Raw genomic sequence first — 19,515 nt, forward strand, 5'->3', positions numbered from 1 at the left:
CTCCAAGCGTTTATTTTTCCAGACGAGATTGGTCTATCTTGCGGTAAAGTGTACGAACGCTGATGCCCAGGGTCTGGGCCACCTGCGCTTTTCCGTTGGAATCCCAGCCATATTTATTCAGAAGATCGCGAATAACGCCCCCTTCGGCCTCTTTCAAAACCGGGAGGGGTTCCGCTTCCACTTCCCTGAGAAAATGCGGCGGCAGATCGGGCAGCTGCACAATGTCGCCGTCGGCCATATTGATACAGTACTCAACGATATTTTCAAGCTGGCGGATGTTTCCAGGCCAGCTATAACGGTTGAATTGCTGAATCACGCGTTCGTCAAATCCCTTCACGGATGCGTGGAGGCGATAGTTATATTTACTGAGAAAGGCGTCCAGCAGCTCGGGCAGATCTTCCATCCGGTCCCGCAGAGGCAGGACCTCTATGCTGATCACATTGAGCCGGTAAAAAAGGTCCGCGCGGAAGCGGTCCTCTTCAATTCGCTGCTGAATGTTCGCGTTGGAGGCGGAGATGATTCTGGTATTCAGGGCGATGTTTTTCGTCCCGCCCACATGCTCGAATTGCCGGTCCTGCAATACGCTTAAAAGCTTTGCCTGCATGCTCATGGGCATTTCGCTGATCTCGTCGAGAAATAGCGTGCCCCCCTCGGCAAGCTCCATTTTCCCGGACTTTCCGGTTTTCAGCGCCCCGGTAAACGCGCCTGCCTCGTAGCCAAACAGCTCGCTTTCAAACAGCGATTCCGGAATATTGGCACAGTTGATAATGATAAAGGGCTTGTCCCGGCGATTGCCCTCGTAGTGAACGGAGCGCGCCAGCACGCCTTTTCCCGTGCCGGTTTCGCCGGAGATAAAGACGGAAGAGGGGCTGTTCACAATCTTCCCCATCCGCCTGCGCACGCTTTCCATGTGAGGCCCGCCGCCGCGCATTTTTTCATACTCCGGGACCTTGGAGGCGGGGGAAAGAACCGCCTGCTTTGCAGTCAGGCGCACGGCAAAACCGCCGGAGTCTCCAAGAGGGCTGAAAACAGGCGCGGAGGAAAGAGCAACCGTCAGCCCCTGGCGAATTTCAACCGCCTGATTGACGACATGCCGCCCGCTCATCACTTCCTCGCTTAGCTCCGCTGGAAGAAAATCCCGAATGGACTTTAAACACGTGCCGCTGAGAATGTTCAGCGCGGCATCGTTGATGTCCAGAATATTGCCATCCACGTCCGTGGTCAGAAGACCGTCCGGGAACAGGGAGGATATGGCGGAAAACTGGTTTTTATCGGTTGGGAAGGCATTGCTTTTGGCGTTTTTCAAAACGGCAGCCAGTAAATTGGAAAAGTCCGCGATAATTTGCTTGAAGTAGTCAATCCGGGTGATGATCTCGTCATGCTCATCCTCTGAAAAAGCGGAGAAGGACAAAACGCCCACGGGGATGCCCTCGTTTGTAATCCGCTTAAGCAGCTCCAATGTGGCAGGACAGTTGCTGCTGAAGCGGCAGCCGATACAAGATTCCATCTTGCCGGGACACAGAACAGTGACCTCGTCGTTTTCGATGACCTCGGCAATGGAGGGCTTATGCACGGTGGTGCCCTTAATCTCCAAATATTTTTCGCTTCCGGCAATCAAGACCGCGCCGGTATCAAACACGGCAGCTTCGATTCCAAACAGGTGATGAATTGTTTGCAGCACCAAGGCAATTTCGGAAACATAGCCTGAAAGTCCCATAACGCAGCTCCTATCAAAGAAATGACGATCTTTTACTTAGTATAGCTGCGTTTTGTGATAAGTCAATCTCTGAAAACGAAATTTTGACAAACATGACAATAAAAATGACAAAACAGACAATTTTGCGGGCGGGTGACTTTCAGGAACCCCGCTTGGCGCAGTACAGCAGGCCTGCGATTTATGCATGTTGCTAAAAATGCGGGTGCGCATTTAACAAGATGTTGTGGTATCCGGATAAAGTAATAAATTAACTGCCGCTTTCTGAATTGTGGAGGGAAAATTGCTCTAATACCGGTAAGCGGCTTTACGACTTACGATTGCAGAAGGAAAAAGGAGGCGTAAAACATGGTCGATTTGAAGAACTATCTGGATTTATCCGGAAAAGTCGCGGTGATTACATGCGCCGGCAGCGGCCTACTGCGCGGTATAGGACGGCATTGCGTAGAAATCCTTGTTAATCCAGTATTCACAATAAGAAAGGAACATTGAGATGAGTGTAAAAGGATTTAAAAGTCATCCCTACATCCCAAACTCGGTGCCCGAGGTGGAGCAGGAGATGCTGCGGGAGCTGGGCCTGCATTCCATTGAAGAACTGCACGAGGAGGTGCCTGACGAAATCATATTAAAGGAAAACATGAAGCTGCCGGAGGCGTTTGGCTCGGAATACGAGTTGCGCCGCCATGTGGAGGGCCTGCTGAAAAAGAACAAAAGCTGCGCCGATTACCTGAATTTCCTCGGCGCGGGCTGCTATCAGCATTATGTACCCGCAATCTGCGACGAAATCAACGGCAAGGGCGAGTTCCTCACCGCTTACGGCGGCGAGTCCTACAATGACTTCGGCCGTTTTCAGACGCTGTTTGAGTTTGAAAGCATGGTTGCCGAGCTGGTGGATATGGAAGTGGTCAACGTCCCCACCATGGACTATTCTCAGGCTGCCGCCTCTGCAATCCGCATGGGCTGCCGCGTGGCAAACCGCACCGCCGTGCTGGTTCCTGCGGCGATGGACCCCGAAAAGCTGGCGGTCATTAGAAATTACTGCACGCCGGACCTTCTGATTGAGGAGGTTGCCGCGGACAATGAAACCGGCTGCATGGATTTAAGCGATCTCAGGGCCAAGCTCAGTGAAAGCGTGGGCGTTGTTTATTTTGAAAACCCTGCTTATCTCGGAATGCTTGAAGTAAATGCCCGCGAGATCGCGGAGGCGGCGCATCAGGCGGGCGCACAGTGCGTGGTGGGCGTGGACCCGATTTCCCTGGGTGTCATCGCGCCCCCCCGCGCGTATGGCGCGGATATCGTCTGCGGCGATGTGCAGCCGCTGGGCATACATATGAACTACGGCGGCGGGCAGTGCGGCTTTATGGCAACGATGGACGACCCCAAATACGTGCTGGAATTTCCGTCCCGCCTGTTTGGCATCTGCCGGACCAAGGAGCCCGGGGAGTACGCCTTCGGGGACGTTGCCTACGACCGCACCTCCTTCGGCCATCTCCGGGACAAGGCCAAGGAATACGTCGGCACCCAGACCGCCCTGTGGGGCATTACCGCAGGGGTATATCTGGCCACAATGGGGCCCAAGGGCATGCAGGAGGTGGGCCAGACCATCATGCAGAACGCACAGTACGCGGCGGGGCGGCTTGCGGCGCTCAAAAATGTCTCCCTGCGGTTTGACACGCCGTTTTTTGAGGAGTTTGTGCTGGACTTCGGCAGGACCGGAAAAACGGTGGCCGAGATTAACCAGGCGCTGCTTGCGCGGGGGATTTTTGGCGGAAAGGACCTGTCCCGCGAGTTCCCCCAGCTTGGACAGTGCGCCATGTATTGCGTGACCGAGGTCCACACTAAGGAAGATATGGACACGCTGGTTTCCGCGCTCAGCGAGATTCTGTGAGAAGGAGGAGAGACAGAAATGAAAAAGATTGACAGAAGCTCTAAGGTTCGCACCGGCTTTCATCAGGCAAAGTGGGACGAGCCGGTGATTTTTGAATTGACGCGGCCCGGCGAGCGCGGTATTCTGGTGGGCAAGGCTGGCCAAAAGGTAGTATCTTCCGTACAAGGCACCAAGGCGCTTCCCGCGTTTTTGCAGCGCAAAACCGCTCCGGCGCTTCCGGAGATTTCACAGCCCCGCGTGCTGCGCCACTATGCGAGGCTTGCGCAGGAGACGCTGGGCGCAGACGTGAACATCGAGATTGGACAGGGCACCTGCACGGTGAAATACAGCCCCAAGGTCAACGACCAGCTTGCAAATCTGCCCCAGCTTCGGGAGCTGCATCCGTTGCAGGATGAAAGCACCTGTCAGGGCATTATGGAGATCATGTATCAAACGAATCAGTACATGTGTGAAATCTCCGGCATGGACCGCTTTTCCTTCCAGCCCAGCGGCGGCTCTCAGGGCGTTCTGGCCATGGCGTCGCTGGTGTATTCCCATTTCAAGGCCCTTGGTGAGGAACAGCAGCGCAACGAAATCATCACCACCATCTACTCCCATCCGTCGGATGCGGCCGCGCCCCACGTCAAGGGATTCAAGATCATCTATCTGCACCCGGATAAGGACGGCTACCCGGATTACGAGGCATTTAAGGCGGCTGTGGGCGAGCACACCGCGGCGTTTTTCGTGGCGAATCCCGAGGATACCGGCGTTTATAACAAGAATGTCCTCAAGTTCACTCAGCTCATGCATGAAAAGGGCGGCCTGTGCGCCTACGATCAGGCCAACGCAAACGGCCTTCTGGGCGTGACCCGCGCCCGCGACGCAGGCTTTGATATGTGCTTTTTCAACCTGCACAAGACCTTCTCCACGCCCCACGGCTGCGGAGGCCCCGCCTGCGGCGCCATTGGCTGCGCACAGTTTTTGGAAAAATTCCTGCCCGCGCCGCTGCTGCAATTTGACGGGGAAAAATATTACTACGACTATGAAACGGCCAGCAACGCCGACGGCATTGGGAAAATCCGCCAGTTCAACGGGGTGGCCCCGGTGATTCTCAAGGCCTACGCATGGATTCGCTCCATGGGTCCGGACGGGTTGTATCAGGTAGCCAAGACGGCGGTGCTTAACAACAATTATCTCTTCAAAAAGCTGATGGAGCTGCACTGCGTGGACGCGCCCTATATCCCCGGCAAGCAGCGCATTGAGCAGTGCCGCTACACCATTGAAACGCTCTTTAAGGAAACCGGCGTGGGGACCGCCGACATCCAGCGTCGCATGATGGATTTCGGCCTGCATTACTGGACCAGCCATCATCCCTATTACGTCCCCGAGCCCATCACGCTTGAACCCACGGAAACACCGTCAAAGGAGGACATTGACGAGTATATCGAAACCCTCAAGTACATTTTCGACGAGGCGTATCAGAATCCTGGCCTGTTTCAGAACGCGCCGTACCGGAGCGTTTGCCACCGGCTGGACGAGTCCAACATGGACGACCCGGCGCAGTGGGCCGTAACGTGGCGCTGCTACCTTAAAAAGTTCCGGTGAAAACAGTCGGACTGATCGTCAACCCCATTGCCGGACTGGGAGGCAGCGTGGGATTGAAGGGAACCGACGGCGTTGCGGAGGAGGCAATCCGCCGCGGGGCGGAGCCGCGGGCGGCAGCGCGGACGGCAGTGGCACTAAAGCGGCTGCTTCCCATAAAGGACGAATTGCGGCTGCTGTGCCCCTCCGGCGAAATGGGCGAACGGCTTGCCCGGGAACTGGGCTTTGACATAGAGGTGGTGTATGTCTGCGGGGATAAAACGTCGCAGCGGGACACCTTGGGCGCGGCAAGGGCGATGGCAGGGGCGGACCTACTGCTGTTTGCCGGGGGAGACGGCACTGCCCGGGACATCGTGTCCGCCGGGATTTCCTGTACGGTGATCGGCATCCCGGCAGGCGTGAAGATTCATTCACCCGTCTATGCCACCCGCCCGGAGCGGGCCGGTGAACTGGCGCTGCGGTTTTTGCAGGGTGGCTGCTGCCATACCCGGGAGGCGGAGGTGGTTGACATTGATGAAGCGTCCTACCGCGACGGGCGGGTGTGTACCAGTCTGTACGGCTATTTAAAGGTCCCCGACGACCGGGATTTTTTGCAGCACGGAAAAGCGCCGTCACCTGTCGGCGAGCGGGCGGAGCAGGAGAGCATTGCGGCGGAAATGATGGGCCGAATGCGGGAGGATGTCTACTATCTCATCGGGCCCGGCTCCACTACGCGGACGCTGATGGACAGGCTGGGGCTTACGAATACGCTGCTGGGCGTGGATTTGGTCTGCACCCGGACGCTGGTACAGGCGGATTTGTCCGAGAGAGACATTCTTCGTCGGCTGGAGGAACGGGAAACACATCTGGTGCTCACGCCCACCGGCGGACAGGGCTATCTGCTGGGGCGGGGCAATCAGCAGCTCAGCGCGCAGGTGCTGGGAAAAATCGGCAAGGAGCGGCTTCACATTCTGGCCACCCGGGAAAAGCTGTTTTATCTTGAGGGAAGGCCCCTCCTCGTCGATACCGGCGACGCAGAAACCGACCGGATGCTCAGCGGGTATGCCCGCGTGATTGTGGGCTTTATGGAAGAACAAATGTGCCGCATCGGCGGCGAATAAAAAGGAGAACGTTTTATGTTAAAGCAGGATTACAAATTTGAGTCCCGTGCCCTGTATCCCGAGCTGAAAGGAAAGCGCGTTGTGGTGACCGGCGGAGCCTCCGGTATCGGTAAGGCCACGGCAAAGCGCTTTGCGCTGGAGGGCGCCAAGGTCGTTGTGTTCGACTATAACGAAAAGGCATTTGACGCGCTGCGGGAGGAAATTCCCGGCCTTGCCGGAGCCGTAAAGGTGGACGTGAGCAGCGAGGAAAGCGTAAAGTCCGCCTTTGTCCAAATGGATGAGCTTTTGGGCGGAATTGATATTCTCATTTCCAATGCCGGTATCTCCATCCGCAAGAAGTTTATCGAGACGGATTTTTCCCAGTGGAAGCGGGTGATGGGCGTCAATCTCGATGGAATGTGCCTGTGCATGTTGGAGGCCCTCAAGCGCATGCAGGGAGAAAAGACCAGGGACAACGCGGGCGTGATTCTCTGCACCGCGTCCACCAACGGCATGGAGGGGCATCCGTTCTATACGGACTACAACGCCTCCAAGGCGGCGGTGATCAACCTCGTGCGCAGCGTGGCCCTGGAGCACGCGCCGTGGGTTCGCTGCAACTGCATTTGCCCCGGCTATGTGCTGACGCCCATGCAGGAGGCTGAGTATACGCAGGAAATGTTTGATGAATGCAACAAGGGGATTCCCATGCAGCGGCACGCCGATCCTGCGGAGGTGGCGGCGCTGTATGCCTTCCTTGCCTCGGACGAAGCCAAATATATTACCGGTCAGCATATTCCTCTGGACGGCGGCGAAACGGCCTGATTGGTCCAAAGCATTGCCGCAAAAACACGTTGTTCAATACTTTTGACGTTCGGAAAAAACTGTTAGCAGGTGGGTGTGGGTTCTTGAAGTACAAGAAAGTTGAATGAAAACAACTGATAAGAGGAAGGAAAAATACTATGGAAGAAGCAAAAACGCTGTTCCGCCCGAAGCTTTGGGTAGCATTGGCAAGTATGGTATTCCTGATTGCGGCAATGTGCTGTGCGATTTTTTTGACCGGGCAGCAGCTCCACATCACTATGATGACCTGTCTTGGGTTCACCATCCTTCTGCTGGTACTTACCGGCTGCCCCTATGCCACCATTGAAGAAGCGATTCTTCACGGCGGCAAGCTTCTCATTCCCACACTGGTGATTCTTTACTGCATCGGTGGGCTGATGGGCTCGTGGATTGCCAGCGGCACGGTTCCCATGGTTATCTATTGGGGCCTCAAGCTGATCAGCCCCAAAATATTCCTGACCACCGCGTGCCTGGCCTGTGTCCTCACGTCCATGGCCACCGGCAGTTCCTGGTCCACGGCCGGAACCGTCGGCGTTGCCCTGATGGGCGTGGGCATGGGCCTTGGCGTTAACCCGGCATGGACGGCGGGCGCCGTGGTGTCCGGCGCTGCGTTCGGGGACAAGATGTCCCCCATGTCCGACACCACAAACGTTGCCCCGGCCGTTGCCGAGGCGGACCTGTTCGACCACATCAAGGCCATGTGCTACACCGGGGGACCCGCGATTGTGCTGGCGCTGATCGGCTTCACGATAATGGGATTTTCCACCAGCGGCAGCGTAAACAATGAGACAGTAAGCCAGATACTTTCTTCTCTTGACAGTATGTTTAAGATGAACTTTATCGAGCTGCTTCCTATCATTATCGTGCTGGCCCTCGCGTTTAAGCGCTTCCCCGCATTCCCGACCCTGCTGATTTCCGGTCTGGTGGCGGCGGCAATCGCCGTTTTGCATCAGGGTGTTTCGATTTCCAGTATCATGAGCATTATGGAAAGCGGCTTCGTCTGTGAAACGGGCATCTATGACATCGACAAACTTCTCTCCCGCGGCGGCATGTTTTCCATGAACTACACAGCATCTCTGTCGGTCATCGTCATGGTGTTCGGCGGCGTGATCGAAAAATGCGGCATCCTTGACGTGCTGCTGGAAAAGATCAAGGGCCTGACCAAAACGGTGGGTACGCTCGTACTTACCACCGTTCTTGTTGAGATTGCGCTCAACCTCGTCACCGCCTCCCAGTATATGACCCTGATTCTGGGCGGAAAGCTGCTCATGCCCGCGTACCGTGAAAAGGATATGCTCCCGCAGTGCCTGTCCCGCACTCTAGAGGATTCCGGAACCGTTACCTCTCCGTTGATTCCGTGGAACCTGTGCGGCGCATTTATCGGCGCGGCGCTGGGGGTCAACGCGTTCACCTATCTCCCCTTCGCCCTGTTCTGCTGGATCTGTCCGCTCGTCGCCATCCTGTGGGGCTTTATGGGGAAGTTCCAGTGGAAGACCGGGGAGATCCCCAGCAAGAGGACCTATCGTCCGGTGGAAGAAGCGGTTGTGAGCGAAAAGCAATAAATTTTGGGAAAGGAGTGACCAATGTTTAATTCTACGGCCTATATAAACGGCAAGGTATACACCATGGAGCGGGAGGGGGCGGTGTGCTCGGCATTCGCAGTGCGCGACGGTAAATTCATTTACTGCGGCGCGGACGACGAGGCCCGGCGCATGGCTGATGAAACCGTTGACCTGCGGGGGGCGGTGGTGCTTCCGGGACTGATCGACACCCATGAGCATCTCTATTCCTATGCCGGCAACTTTGAAAAGCTGATGCTGGGCCACGTCGGGTCCATGGAGGAGCTGAAGGAGACGCTTCGGAAGTATGCCGAAAATGTCCCGGCAGGCGAGTGGATTTACGGCTTTGGATTTGACAATGAGTTCTTTACAGGCAGCAAGGCAATGCCCACCCGCTATGATCTGGACGAGGCCTGCCCGAATAACCCGGTGCTGCTCTCACGAAGCTGCATGCACTTCTTCTCGGCCAACTCTCTGGCGCTGAAAGCGGCGGGCATTGACAGGAACTTTAAGCCGGAGGTGGAGGGCAACGTCCGGTTTGATGCGGAGGGAGAGCCGACGGGCGTTGTCTGCGACGCCGCGGGCGCAAGGCTTGCATCGCTGGTGCCCGACAAGCTTGCGTCGCTGGAGGCCAAGAAAAATGTGTTGGAAAAGGCCATTCATGAGCTGAATACCCACGGCCTGACCGGTGTGCACGCAATTCAGGGCAGGCATGTGGATCTGATGGAATATACAAACGCTTATCAGGAGCTGAGTCTGGAAGGCCGCCTGACCGCGCGGATTTACCTCGGCTATGACGAACTGCCCAACTGCTGCATCCGCACTGGCCTTGGGGACGACATGGTAAAATACGGATTTTACAAGCTGTATGCGGACGGCAATTTTGGCGGCTATTCCGCCGCCCTGCTGGAGCCTTTCAGCGACAGGCCCGACACCTGCGGCCAGGCCAATTATACGCAGGAGGAAATGACCGCCCGTATCAGAGCAGCCTATGAGCGCAATATTCAGGTTGCTGTGCACGTCATCGGTGACCGGGCCGCGGACATGCTTACCACCGCCATTGAAACGGTGTATCGTGAAAATCCAAAGCCCGACCCGCGCTTCCGCATGATTCATATGTCCGTCCTGAATGAGGACGTGATCCAGCGCATCAAAAAGCTCCCCGTTATGGTGGATATACAGCCCATGTTTATCCACACGGATATGCCGTGGATTGAAGCGCGCGTCGGCGCGGCCCGCGCGCCGTACGTCAATCCGTTTGGCAGGCTGCTCAGGGAGGGGATTCTTCTCACCGGCGGCTCGGACGCGCCCGGAACGCCCCACGACCCGTGGGAGGCCATTTATGCCGCTGTGACCCGCAAAAATCTGGAGGGCAAGCCCGAGGGCGGCTGGTACCCGGAAAACTGCATCAGCGTGTACGACGCAGTGTGCATGTACACAAAAAACGCGGCGTATTCGTCCTACGAGGAGAATATTAAGGGGACCGTCACAGTCGGAAAGCTGGCGGACTTTATTGTGCTTGACGAGGATGTTTTTGCCATGGACCCCATGAAAATTAAAGACATTCAGGTCAGAAGTACGTATCTTGGCGGAAAGCTGGTGTACGAGAGAAGCGGGGTATAACCGCCTGCGCGTTGTCTCATAGCATTTTCCATTCAGGTCCGTAGTATCGGATCTAAATGTCCGGGTCAACACGACGGCGAGGGCCGACACGTTTATGTGCCGGCCCTCGCCGTTTAGATTGCCTGTAAACCGGATGAACCGGGTTACCTGCGCAGCAGATTGTAAAGCACCTGCGCCATCTGTGCACGGGTGGAGGAGCTTTGGGGCAGGAGATATCCGTTTTTGCCGCCCACAACCCCGGCTTCCACCAGATAGGCCATGGCTTTTTGCGCGTAGGGCGCGACGCTGCCGCTGTCCGTAAAGTCGGAGAGCGCCTTGTCGGAATCGTCTTCGGGAAGCTTGGCCAGCGCGTTTAGTGCGTTATACAGCAGGGTAAACATCTGCTGGCGGCTGATGGTCTGGGTTGGTGCAAAGTTGTTGTTACCCACGCCGCTTGTAATGCCAAGCTGCTTTGCCGCCGCCAGATAGCCGGTGTAGTAGGTGCTTCCGGCATCTGCAAAGTTATCCTCTGTGCCGTTGACTGCTTCAATGCCGTATGCCTTCAAAAGCAGGGTGATAAATTGCCCGCGCGTTAGTGTCGCGCCGGGGGTGAAGGTTGTGTCCGTCGTGCCGCCGGTAACGCCCCGGGCGGCGAGATAGGTGACGGCGTCAGCGTACCACGCGGAATCGGACACGTCGGCAAAAGTCACCTTGTTGTAGCCCACGGAATACTTGGAAAAGTGGGTGGTGGTGAACGTCACCGTGCCGGTGGCCGCGTTATAACGGCCGCTCAAGACGGTTTCCAGATTACCGCTTGCGTTGAGATAGCTGACAATCACGGCGTTGGGGTCCTCGCCCGCGCCAAGGGTATAGGGCACGGAAACGGTAGCGACGCCGCCGAGCTGGGAAATTGTCTTGCCGCCGCCGGTGACAGTGAATTCATACACCGGGCGGCTCCCCACAAGAGCCTGAACCGCCGCAGGCAGTGCGGAGGCATCCACCCGGGCGGCGGACACTGTCACGTCGCCGGAAGATGCGCCGGAAATGGTGGTCAACGCCGCCGCGTCGAAGGTGACGGACGCAAGGCTGCTGGAAACGGTCAGACCGCCCACATTACCAGAGACAAGAGATTTTACGGATTCCTGCGGAATGGTTGCTGCCACGCTGGAAACACCGGAGGTGCTTTGCAGTTTGATTTCAACCTTTGGCATTTCACCGGAGGCTTTTGCTGCCTTCTGCGCCTGCTCCAGCGCGCTTGTCACCTGAGATGCGGGGACAGAAGCCGTTGCCGCGCCGTTTTTCACGATGGGGGTCACGGTTGTGGTTGCGGTGGAGCCGGAGGTTGTGGGCGCGGGAGTTGAGGAAGCGCCACCGCCGGAGCTACTGTCTTCGCCATTGCTGTTCCAGTTTGCCGTCACGGTAACGTTCTGCGCGGGCATGGTAAAGGTGGTCGCGGCATTGCCCGCATTTGTGAAGGACACACCGCCGGAGGAGGTCCATCCGGCAAAGGTATAACCGCTGCGGCTGCCCGCGTCAATGGAGACCGGCGCGCCCGTACTGTAGCCGCCTGCACCGGAAACAACCGCGTAGCTGTTTACGACGATGACGGTATACCCCGTCGGCCCGGGGGCCTGACCCTGCGGATCAAAGGAAAAGAATGTAGTCAGGGAGCTGTCATAGCCCACCACGGAGGCCACGGAGGACATCTGATTGTAGTAGCAGTACAGCGTTGTCAGGCTGGACAGGCCGGAGACATCCAGCCCCGTCAGACGGTTGCTGTAGCAGTACAGCGTTGTCAGGCCCGACAGGCCGGAAAGAGACAGTGAAGTCAGCTCGTTGGAGGAGCAATCCAGATATGTCAGGCTGAACAGGCCGGAGAGAGTCAGCGAAATCAGCTCGTTGTCGTTACATAAAAGCTCAGTGAGGTCCGACAGGCCGGAGACATCCAACCCGGTCAGGCGGTTGCTGCAGCAGTACAGCATTGTGAGGCCCGACAAGTCGGAGACGTCCAGTGAAGTCAGCTCGTTGGAGGAGCAGTTCAGCGAGGTCAGTCCGGGCACACCGGAAAGGTCGAGTTCGGTCAGCCCGTTGGAGTCACAGGAAAGCATAGTGAGATTGGATAGGCCGGAGACGTCCAGTGAGGTCAGCTCGTTGGAGTTGCAGAAAAGTGTGGTGAGGCCGGACAGGTTGGAGAGATCCAGCGAAGTCAGATTATTGTTGTTGCTGGAAAGTGTTGTGAGGCTGGACAGGCCGGAAAGATCAAGCTCGGTCAGCTCGTTGAAGTCGCAGGAAAACGCTGCAAGGCTGGCTAAACCGGAAAGATCAAGCTCGGTGAGCTGGTTGAAGCCGCAGGAAAGCGTTGCCAGGCTGGACAGGCCGGAAAGGGTCAGCGAGGTGAGCTCATTGGAGGAACAATTCAGATATGTGAGCCCCGACAGACCGGAGACGTCCAGCGAGGTCAGCTCGTTGGTGGAGCAGTACAGCGTTGTCAAGCTGGACAGGCCGGAGACGTCCAGCGAGGTCAGCTCGTTGGCGGAGCAATCCAGATATGCCAGGTGGGACAGGCCGGAGAGAGTCAGCGAGGTGAGACGATTGGCGCTGCACCTCAGCGAGGTGAGGGTAGACGGCAGGTTGGAGCTGTGAAGCGAGGTAAGATTGTTGTAACTGCAGTCCAGTGACGTAAGGTTTGGCAGGCCGGAGAGGTCGAGTCCGGTCAGTTCGTTACTGCTGCAATCCAGCGTTTCAAGGGTGGACGGCAGATTGGAGCAGCTAAGCGAGGTAAGATCATTGTTTTTGCAGTTGAGCGTTTTCAGAGAGGTTAAATATTGGAGCCCGTCAAGACTGGTGATATGCCGGTTGGCGATGTTGAGCTCCGTGATCCGGGATACCTCGTATTGATGAACCGGGATTTCTGAGGAATAGCCCAGCGTATACCGTATCATCGACAGAAGGTTGGGGTCAGTAAATGCCGAGGTAATGTCTGTGTCGGTGATTTCCATGGAGCCCTGCCAACTAAAATTGGTGCCATTGTAGTTCCCTCCTTCGATAAAAGCCCATAGAGACAGCGTTCCGGGCCGAACAGCGGTCAAAACGCCGTTCTCAATTGATGCTTTCACGAAATTTGGGATGTCAACCTCAAAGACAACCTCATTGCTGGTGGCATCCGCCGGGAAAACGGTCACTGAGAGAGCCAGCGGTATTCCGGCCACATGAGAGGACGGAAGTTCCACTGTGATCTCCAAAACGGCACAGATGCCTGGATGCTGCGTCCCGTATTGCTCCTCGTTAATGGTGCCTGAGACGGAGGAAATACCGGTCATCCAGTTATAGGAACAGTCAATTGTTTCCAATGTTCTGGACGGCAAGACCAGCCCGGTCAGCCGGTTATTCCAGCACAGCAGTGTACTGAGGCCTGGACTGCCGGACACATCCAGCGCGCCGCCAAGCATGTTATTGGAACAGCTCAAATTTCTGAAAGCAGGCAGGCCGGAGATGTCAAAAGAGGTCAGACGGTTGTCGTTGCAGTACAGATTTATAAGAGCGGATTGGCCGGAGACGTCCAGCAAGGTCAGCTTGTTGTAGGAGCACTCCAGCGTTATGAGGCCGGACAGGCTGGAGACGTCCAGCGAGGTCAGTCTGTTGCTCCTGCAGTACAGATATTTGATGGCCGTCAGTCCGGAGACGTTCAGCGAGGTCAGCTCGTTGATGGCGCAATTCAGAGTTATGAGGCCGGACAGGCCGGAGATGTTCAACGAGGTCAGTCTGTTGTTGTTGCAAAACAGCGCTGTGAGGCCGGACAGACCGGAGACGTCCAGCGAGGTCAGTCTGTTGTTGTCGCACCTGAGAGACGTCAGCCCGGTAAAGTACTGAATACCGTTAAGACTCGCGATACTTCGGTTGGATACGTCAAGGCTTGTAACCACGGAAAGCTCCGAGGCGAAGATGCCGTCCCCGTCCTCTTTGTTCAGCAGTTCGAGCACCGCCGCACGGAAGTTGTCGTCGGTAAAGTAGCGTGAAAGATCGCCCGAACTGTCGCCGGTCAGACGCAGCGTGTTCAAGTCGTTTGCCGCTACCGTCGGGTTTCCGGAATAGTTGGTGCCGTCCAAAGTAAAGGAAATAGGCGTCACTCCTGTGGGCAGCCAGAGATAAAGGTGGCCGGAGGAGTCGGAGACGGCTCCCGTGAGGTTGTAGCCCGCGGGCGACGTACTTACGGAAACCGTTTTGTTTGCGGGCAGTCCGGTCAGCGTGACAAGGTAGACGGGAGAGTTGCCCCCGTTTTTGGGCCGCGCGCTGAACGCGCCCGACGTCCCCGACAGATCGACGCTGCCGCCGGTGATGACGATTTCACCGGCCTGCACGGCGTAGGTTCCGCCGGAGAGATTGACCGTGCCGCCGGAAATGGTTACGACGCCTCCGGCGCTGACGGCTGGGCCGCTGTCAGAGGAAAGATTCACCGTACTGGCGTTAATGAGGACGTTGGTGGCCGCACGAACAGCGTAGATTGAGCCGGAAAGGGCAACTGCGCTGCCATTGATCAAGACGTCGGCGGCGGAATTGATGGCGTAAATGCCACCCCCGCCGGTCACAGAGCTGTTTTCTTTGATTTGAACGCTTTGGCCCGCCTGAATACCGGCGGGGGAAACCGCGAAGGATGCGCCGGTGATCTGAAAGCCGTTGTTGGGTGCGCTAATTCCCAGACCGGAGCCGGAGGATGTCCCTGTGATGTTATAGGAACCGCTGTCTCCGATGGCGAGCATCTGTGTGCCGCTGTCGTATGACCAGCCGGAGCCGCTTGGTGTCGTGCCGAGGGTGGACAGGTCGATGGTGGCGTCCGCCGCAAATGCCGTTACCGGCAGAAGCGTCAGAAGCATAGAGAGCGCGAGGAATGTGCCGCATAGTTTTTTTAAGTGTTGTTTCATTCGGAAAATACCTCCTTATTCGTTTGGGGTTTCCTGCTTTGTAAGCAGGCTTAAAATTTGATCCAGACCGATTCTGGGGCCGTCCCGCCAGTAGACGCTGCGTCCGTCAGTGTCGGGGCGGGGCAGTAGCTCCATCGCCCGCAGGCAGTCGTAGCGGAGGTCTGCCTCCGGCAGCCGCCGGGTGTCAAACAGAATTAGGTGGCCGTTGCTCAGCTCAATATCCAACGTCTGTCCGTCCAGAATATCCACCCGGGTGATCTGCGGCATATGTATCACCTCCGTTTCCGCTGCGGTTGCTATCTTTTTTGTATGCTCTTATTGTAGAGGAAGAATCTCCCTGCGTGTAAAAGGTAAAGATTTCTTTACCGGGTTTTAAAATGTTTTGGAACGCTGGATTTTTACCCGGGGATGTGGTACTGTGGGCTTGAAGATGGAGGCGATGAGATGAGGAAGGCAAGGCTGCTGCTTGTTGAGGACGAGGCCGACGTGCTGGAAATTAACCGGGAATATTTTAAGGGCAAGGGGTATGAAACCGTTTGTGCCCCCACGCTTGCCGCCGCGCGGTTTGCACTGGAGGAGCACGCGCCGGATCTCATTTTGCTGGACGTGATGATGCCGGACGGTTCGGGCTTTGATTTCTGTGCCGAGCTGCGGGCAAAAACCAACGCCCCCATCATCTTCCTGACTTGCAGGAATGAAAATGAGAGCGTGGTAAAGGGCCTTTTACAGGGCGGAGACGATTACGTCACCAAGCCCTATGATCTAAATGTTTTAAGCGCGCGGGTCGCGGCGCAGCTTCGCCGCAACGGCTTTCTGTCCGCCGGAGTGATTGAGCTGCCGCCCCTGACGGTGGATTTTCTGGCGGGAATGGCCGTGCTGGACAGAGAGCGGATTCCGCTGACGCTGAAAGAATTGCAGCTTTTGGGCTGCTTTGCCCTGTTTGCCGGGCAGCGGCTGGGGTCGGAGGATATCTACCGCCGGGCGTGGGGTGAGCAGTCTCCCAGCGCGTCGGGAACCGTGAAGGCCCATGTGGCAAATCTGCGCCGGAAGCTCCGACTGGACGAGGGCGGCTGGTTCGAGCTGGCAAGCGCAGGGAAAAGCGAATATATTTTCAGCAAGGTTCGGTATTAGCGGCAGGCAGGGTAAAGAAAACAGACGTGCCGTGGCCCTCAAGGCTTTCAATCCAAATAGCGCCCCCGTGCTGCTCCACGATATGCTTGCAAATATATAACCCCAGTCCGGTGCCGGTGTCTTGACCGGCGCCGGATGTTTCTTTTTGATAGTATCGCTCAAAAATGTGGGGAAGCCGTTCCGGGGCAATGCCCGCGCCGGTATCCGACACGCGGATCAGAACTTGATTCCCGTCCTGCCCGCCAAAGAGGCTAATCTCTCCGTCGGAAGTGAAGCGGACGGCGTTTGAAATCAGGTTTACAATTACCTGCGAGATACGGGTGGGATCGGCATAAAGGTCGGGCAAGCCCCGGTCAATCCGAATGCGCAGGCGGTTTTGGTTCTTGTTGAGCACGGGGTAATGGGTGGTGACGGCGGAGTGGACGATTTCGTCCAGATGGCAGCGCACCGGCTCCATCACCATGCGCCCCTCCTCCATGCGGGTTACGTCCAGCACCTGGCCGATCATGAGGGAGAGACGCTCCGCCTCGGAGGAAATCAGGGCCATTCGGCGGGACACTTCGCTCGAGAGGGGCGGGGGAAGCTGCTCCGAAAGCTGATTCGTGGTTTGCGCATAGCCGGACATGACGGTGAGGGGTGTTTTCAGCTCGTGAGAGACGTTGCCGAGGAACTCTGTTTTCATCCGGTCCAGCTTTTCCAGTGCCGCCTTGTCCGCCGCAAGGCGCTGCTCTGCCTTCTTGGATTCAGCCAGCACCCGGCTGTTCATGAAAAACAGGGAAACGGTCTGCGCCACGGTGAAAATCAGCATAGCCGCTTCGGAAGTGGGGGCGTTGGGATAGACGGCTCCGAACAGATCGCGGTACATGGCGATATCGCTTACGGCGGCGAGGTAAAACACCGCGATGCCGTACAGCACGGTCGCTTGCTCCCGGCTGGGGCGGCGCATGTTCCAAAACAGGCCCGAAGTGCCGCAAACGATGCACACAACAAGCCATAGCTGATAAAATTTCAGCAGGCTGGTATATAGCAGCGAGTCTCCCAGAAGCGTTATCCCGCCGTACACCAGTGAACCGGCTATGGCGGCAATTTGAATGCCCCGCAAAATCGGCCCTGCGGCGTATTGCCCCAAGTATAGGGACAAAAAGATGGTCAACAGCGCCACGCTGAGGTATTCGAGCATGAACGCGGTATTCCCGTCCACGGGGAAATAGGTCCATGCCTGACTTTGCACGCATTCCCGCAGCGCCATAGCAAGGCAGGCCAGCGCAAAATACAGCGTCGCCTTTGTGTGGGAGAGGAACAGATAGACGCTCATGAGAAGCGCAGCTGCGCATAAAAGCGCGCCCGTCATCGCCAAACCCTTCAGCGGCTCGGAAAGGCGGGGGGTAACGGTTTCGGCAGCCTTTTGAATGGTGAGTGTCGCCAGATTCGCGCCGCCCCGGGCGTGGTAAAACTGCGCGCTGTTTATAAGGATGTCCATTTTGCCGTTTTTGGGGGAGGCGGGGATGGTGATATGATTTTCCCACACCTCGGTGTCCTGCTTTGTGGTTCCCACGCGGCCCGTTTCTCCCGCCAAAGTGCCGTTCACATACACGCGCATGGCGTGCCGTCCGGAGAGCTTAAATGTCAGTGTATACGCGTCATTGGTGTCGGGCAGGCGGAGCACAAAGCGTTGGGAGAGGTAGTCCGCCCGCAGCGCGGCAAGTTCGTCTGTGCTGACGGGCGTGGCTGCGTCGGCGGTTTCCGGCGTCAGCAGAGTGTTGGGATAGTAAGTTGAGCCGGGGAGTAATATAATGGCGCGTTTATTCCAGCTTGTAATCTCGCGTAGATCGTATCCGGCGCTTTGCTCCGCAAGCGTAACGGTGTTGAGCGTGTCTCCGTGCAGATTGGGAAGCCGGACCAGCAGCGTCAGGGCGGCCAGCGTCAGTATCGCCGCGAGGAGGATTGCCGTCAAAGTATGCCGCTTGATGATCGCTTGCATGAAAACCACCTCCCACCAGAAACAATTCTTGGTTTATTTTAGCTGTAAAAGCGCCCGCATGCAAGGTGCAAAATGCGGGGAAGCAAGCGCCGGGCAGAATGCAGACAAAAAAGCCGGGGCAAGTGCCCCGGCCTTTTTATAGACAGTATCAAGAAAGATTCGTAAATTGGGTTGCAGTCCCTGAGAGAATAGAGTTACCCGGCAATGGAACAATCCTGCACTTGCGCGGTTATTGAGGCAAGAGCGTACGCGTTCACTCAATAATGTTCTCAATATTATGTATTTTCATCTTATATTGCTTTGGCGTTAATCCATACATCTTTTTAAAAATAGCAATAAAATAAGAAATATTTAGATAACCCAAATTAAAGGCTACATCCGTAACGCTAATATCCCTAAGCATTTCTTTTGCCTTTTCCAATTTTATTTTTGTAAAATATTTATTTGGGCTCATCCCGGTTATCTTTTTAAAATACTGGCATAAGGCTGATTCTGACATGCCTAGATTATATGCAATCTCTTTGATACACACCGGCTTCGTATAATTGCTGTGCATATATCTGATTGCTTTATTTACGGCATTATTGTTATCTAACAATAATTGCCTGATTGCTTCATTCTGAATTAAGTGATAAACAAGCTCCTGAGTATACAAATCAATAATAAAATCAGATCTGTTATCTTTGCATAGCTCCACTCTGATTTTACTTAAGAGTTCGTCAAAATTATTGCTTCCCAAATAAAATTTTTCATTTAGAAAGAAGGAGAGATTCAAAGAGTACTCATTAGAAATTTCTTCACTCACGCGGTCAATGACGATATTGTTAAGCTCATAAACAATTGCTTTTGTGGGTTTATATATTTTCATTCCTATTTTTGCCTGAGATGGCAGAATGAGAATTTTGCTGGAATCATATTTTAGGGTTTTATTGTCAACGGAAATGCATTTTTCTCCCTGCGTGATTGTGCATAATCTAGTATATTCGTAAGTCCTATAGCAATCCTGATAACCGGAAGGAAGGTCGTAGCACAGGGTCCTGATGCTGTCCGCTTCCAAGCCATTCAATGACTCCAGATCACTTCTGAAATTCGACAACATAATTATCACCTATCCTAACAGGTAATTGACAGCAAGGAGCAATCCTCCAAAAGCGTGTAATCACCAATTGTTTACGGAATAGCAAGCTTGAAAATTACTCTCTCTTTCTTTAAAGAAGAGCC

The 19,515-nt window shown here is 55.6% G+C and carries 13 protein-coding genes; 8 read left to right on the plus strand and 5 right to left on the minus strand.

The features are described 5' to 3' along the window. Positions 1-10 precede the first annotated feature (10 nt). Positions 11-1,717 carry a sigma-54 interaction domain-containing protein gene (locus tag ABVS15_RS04915; protein ID WP_369282640.1) on the minus strand — a complete coding sequence of 569 codons (1,707 nt, stop codon included), beginning with the start codon at positions 1,715-1,717 and terminating at the stop codon, positions 11-13. A 345-nt stretch (positions 1,718-2,062) separates the two neighbouring features. Here ABVS15_RS04915 and ABVS15_RS04920 point away from each other — a divergent pair, with 345 nt between their 5' ends. The 7 genes from ABVS15_RS04920 to ABVS15_RS04950 all read left to right on the plus strand — a co-directional run bounded on the left by ABVS15_RS04920 (position 2,063) and on the right by ABVS15_RS04950 (position 10,284). Next, entirely contained in the window at positions 2,063-2,206 is a 144-nt protein-coding gene (locus tag ABVS15_RS04920; RefSeq protein ID WP_369282641.1) for a hypothetical protein, read from the plus strand. A gap of 1 nt (position 2,207) precedes the next feature. Then, a complete protein-coding gene (gene gcvPA / locus ABVS15_RS04925; protein WP_369282642.1) occupies positions 2,208-3,602 on the plus strand; it encodes an aminomethyl-transferring glycine dehydrogenase subunit GcvPA in 1,395 nt (464 codons plus the stop codon). A gap of 18 nt (positions 3,603-3,620) precedes the next feature. Then, positions 3,621-5,186 (plus strand): aminomethyl-transferring glycine dehydrogenase subunit GcvPB, encoded by a 1,566-nt coding sequence (gcvPB, locus tag ABVS15_RS04930; protein WP_369282643.1) that lies wholly within the window; start codon positions 3,621-3,623, stop codon positions 5,184-5,186. Beyond that, a complete protein-coding gene (locus ABVS15_RS04935) occupies positions 5,183-6,283 on the plus strand; it encodes an ATP-NAD kinase family protein (RefSeq protein WP_369282644.1) in 1,101 nt (366 codons plus the stop codon). Before gcvPB ends, ABVS15_RS04935 begins: the two co-directional genes overlap by 4 nt. A gap of 15 nt (positions 6,284-6,298) precedes the next feature. Then, entirely contained in the window at positions 6,299-7,084 is a 786-nt protein-coding gene (locus tag ABVS15_RS04940) for an SDR family NAD(P)-dependent oxidoreductase (protein ID WP_369282645.1), read from the plus strand. Positions 7,085-7,221: 137 nt separating this feature from the next. Beyond that, positions 7,222-8,664, plus strand: a complete 1,443-nt coding sequence (gene nhaC, locus ABVS15_RS04945; RefSeq protein ID WP_369282646.1) for a Na+/H+ antiporter NhaC — start codon at positions 7,222-7,224, stop codon at positions 8,662-8,664. A gap of 21 nt (positions 8,665-8,685) precedes the next feature. After that, positions 8,686-10,284, plus strand: a complete 1,599-nt coding sequence (locus ABVS15_RS04950; RefSeq protein ID WP_369282647.1) for an amidohydrolase — start codon at positions 8,686-8,688, stop codon at positions 10,282-10,284. A 143-nt stretch (positions 10,285-10,427) separates the two neighbouring features. Here ABVS15_RS04950 and ABVS15_RS04955 read toward each other — a convergent pair whose 3' ends face one another. Both ABVS15_RS04955 and ABVS15_RS04960 read right to left on the minus strand, forming a co-directional pair. Then, complete coding sequence (locus tag ABVS15_RS04955) at positions 10,428-15,182, minus strand: leucine-rich repeat domain-containing protein (RefSeq protein WP_369282648.1); 4,755 nt, start codon at positions 15,180-15,182, stop codon at positions 10,428-10,430. 15 nt (positions 15,183-15,197) lie between these two features. Beyond that, positions 15,198-15,449 carry a hypothetical protein gene (locus ABVS15_RS04960; protein ID WP_312635036.1) on the minus strand — a complete coding sequence of 84 codons (252 nt, stop codon included), beginning with the start codon at positions 15,447-15,449 and terminating at the stop codon, positions 15,198-15,200. 177 nt (positions 15,450-15,626) lie between these two features. Between ABVS15_RS04960 and ABVS15_RS04965 the strand changes: the two genes are divergently transcribed. Next, a complete protein-coding gene (locus ABVS15_RS04965; RefSeq protein WP_369282649.1) occupies positions 15,627-16,313 on the plus strand; it encodes a response regulator transcription factor in 687 nt (228 codons plus the stop codon). On the opposite strand, the gene ABVS15_RS04970 is transcribed toward ABVS15_RS04965, so the two are convergent. Together ABVS15_RS04970 and ABVS15_RS04975 are read right to left on the minus strand one after the other, a co-directional pair. Beyond that, positions 16,294-18,294 carry an ATP-binding protein gene (locus ABVS15_RS04970; RefSeq protein ID WP_369282650.1) on the minus strand — a complete coding sequence of 667 codons (2,001 nt, stop codon included), beginning with the start codon at positions 18,292-18,294 and terminating at the stop codon, positions 16,294-16,296. The genes ABVS15_RS04965 and ABVS15_RS04970 overlap by 20 nt on opposite strands. A 253-nt stretch (positions 18,295-18,547) precedes the next feature. Further along, positions 18,548-19,351: a helix-turn-helix transcriptional regulator gene (locus ABVS15_RS04975; RefSeq protein ID WP_369282651.1), complete on the minus strand. Its 804-nt coding sequence runs from the start codon at positions 19,349-19,351 to the stop codon at positions 18,548-18,550. Positions 19,352-19,515: the final 164 nt, after the last annotated feature.

The sequence above is a fragment of the Oscillibacter sp. GMB15532 genome (assembly GCF_041020825.1).
GTDB lineage: Bacteria > Bacillota > Clostridia > Oscillospirales > Oscillospiraceae > Oscillibacter.

Coding starts and splice junctions, on each gene's coding strand:
- ABVS15_RS04955 (WP_369282648.1), bottom strand. CDS start 15,182: ATGAAACAACACTTAAAAAAACTATGCGGCACATTCCTCGCGCTCTCT.
- ABVS15_RS04960 (WP_312635036.1), bottom strand. CDS start 15,449: ATGCCGCAGATCACCCGGGTGGATATTCTGGACGGACAGACGTTGGAT.
- ABVS15_RS04950 (WP_369282647.1), top strand. CDS start 8,686: ATGTTTAATTCTACGGCCTATATAAACGGCAAGGTATACACCATGGAG.
- ABVS15_RS04920 (WP_369282641.1), top strand. CDS start 2,063: ATGGTCGATTTGAAGAACTATCTGGATTTATCCGGAAAAGTCGCGGTG.
- ABVS15_RS04940 (WP_369282645.1), top strand. CDS start 6,299: ATGTTAAAGCAGGATTACAAATTTGAGTCCCGTGCCCTGTATCCCGAG.
- gcvPB (WP_369282643.1), top strand. CDS start 3,621: ATGAAAAAGATTGACAGAAGCTCTAAGGTTCGCACCGGCTTTCATCAG.
- gcvPA (WP_369282642.1), top strand. CDS start 2,208: ATGAGTGTAAAAGGATTTAAAAGTCATCCCTACATCCCAAACTCGGTG.
- nhaC (WP_369282646.1), top strand. CDS start 7,222: ATGGAAGAAGCAAAAACGCTGTTCCGCCCGAAGCTTTGGGTAGCATTG.
- ABVS15_RS04915 (WP_369282640.1), bottom strand. CDS start 1,717: ATGGGACTTTCAGGCTATGTTTCCGAAATTGCCTTGGTGCTGCAAACA.
- ABVS15_RS04970 (WP_369282650.1), bottom strand. CDS start 18,294: ATGCAAGCGATCATCAAGCGGCATACTTTGACGGCAATCCTCCTCGCG.
- ABVS15_RS04965 (WP_369282649.1), top strand. CDS start 15,627: ATGAGGAAGGCAAGGCTGCTGCTTGTTGAGGACGAGGCCGACGTGCTG.